Here is a 505-nt window from a genome sequence, read left to right on the forward strand (position 1 = left end):
CCCTATCGCGCCAGTGACGGCTCCCGGACCGAACTCGACCGATCGCCGTCCCTCGAAACCGAACCCTCCCACGGTACTGACGACGTACCGGGCGGTCAGGCTTGAACGTGTTCAGAAATCGACGGCGGGTACTCGGCGGCCGAAGCGAAACCGCTTCCGGTCACTCGCCGTCGAAGGCGGGGTCGTCCGCCTCGACCATCGGCCAGTTACGGACGCGGAACTGCGAGAAGTCGACCGACTCCACTATCTCCGTTCTCTCGTGGGTACACGCCGTCTCCGGGGGCGCCGCGAAGTGCGGACAGCGCTGGCAGTAGCTCCGCTTGTCGACCACGCGCTCGTCGCCGGTCGCCGCCGCGCCCGGCGTCCCGGGAGTCGGGCCGTCCGTGTCGCCGAGGTCGGTCGCGTCGGCCCCAACGGCGGTGCCCTCGTCGAGCGCCGCCCACACGTCCTCCTCGCCGACGTCCCCGCTCCCCATCGACTCGAAGGGGTCCCCGTCGGTCGGCCC

Annotated in this window: 1 pseudogene; it reads right to left on the reverse strand. The window is 70.7% G+C overall.

The annotated features are described in order from the left end of the window. Positions 1 to 160 precede the first annotated feature (160 nt). Positions 161 to 505, reverse strand: a pseudogene (locus tag D3D02_RS19055) (hypothetical protein); the annotation flags it as partial.

Origin of the sequence: Halobellus sp. Atlit-38R (assembly GCF_003665925.1) — an archaeon.
Lineage (GTDB): Archaea > Halobacteriota > Halobacteria > Halobacteriales > Haloferacaceae > Haloquadratum > Haloquadratum inordinatus.